Annotated in this window: 1 protein-coding gene; it reads right to left on the bottom strand. The window is 60.7% G+C overall.

The window, feature by feature from the left end; genetic code table 11:
• On the bottom strand, nucleotides 1–725 hold a 725-nt coding region (gene tssI, locus OGX66_RS00905; protein ID WP_286510748.1), incomplete at both ends, for a type VI secretion system tip protein TssI/VgrG.

The raw sequence follows: 725 nt of genomic DNA, 5'->3' as shown, positions 1-725 counted from the left end.
ACCTGACGGTCATTCCCCGTCGTGTTGCGCTGGTCATGCGCGACCGTGACTGTCCGGTCGTGTCCGGATGCGTTTTCTTTACCCACCGTGATGGTCTGCCCGAGTCCCACAGTGATGCTCTGGTTATTGCCGATGGTCTCCGTATGGTCCACCTTCACATCAGTGGTTCGGTTGTTCAGCACCTCCGTATCCATGTTCTTCTGCGCATGGATATAGACCTGCTCATTGCCCGTCGCATCATCGAATTTCAGTTCGTTAAATCCGCCACCTTTGTAGGTCTTCGAGCGGATGGTCATCTGCGTTTTCGTGCCCGGCAGGCTACCCGGTGAGCGGTTATCCTGGTGGTAGGTGCGGCCCATAATAATGGGCTGGTCAGGGTCGCCGTTGAGGAAATCCACTATCACTTCCTGACCCACACGCGGAATGGCGAGGTTGCCGAATCCGGTACCGGCCCACGCCTGTGACACCCGCACCCAGCAGGAGCTGTCTTCGTTTCCCGGGCAGTAGCGGTCCCAGTGGAAACGTATCCGCACCCGGCCATGCTCGTCGCAGAAGATTTCCTCGCCGGCAGGACCGGTGACAATGGCACTCTGCGGGCCGTCCACGGCGGGTTTGGGCCGCGGGGAGGCACGCCATGTCCGGTCGGCCGGGATGACGTCCAGGTGGTTACTGAGTGTGGTGCCTTCGCCGGAGCTGCCGTGCTGCGCCTGTGGCTGCCTTCCTTC

It is taken from the genome of Citrobacter sp. Cf072 (genome assembly GCF_030334485.1).
Classification (GTDB): domain Bacteria; phylum Pseudomonadota; class Gammaproteobacteria; order Enterobacterales; family Enterobacteriaceae; genus Citrobacter; species Citrobacter freundii.
This window is presented reverse-complemented; position numbering and strand designations above follow the sequence as displayed.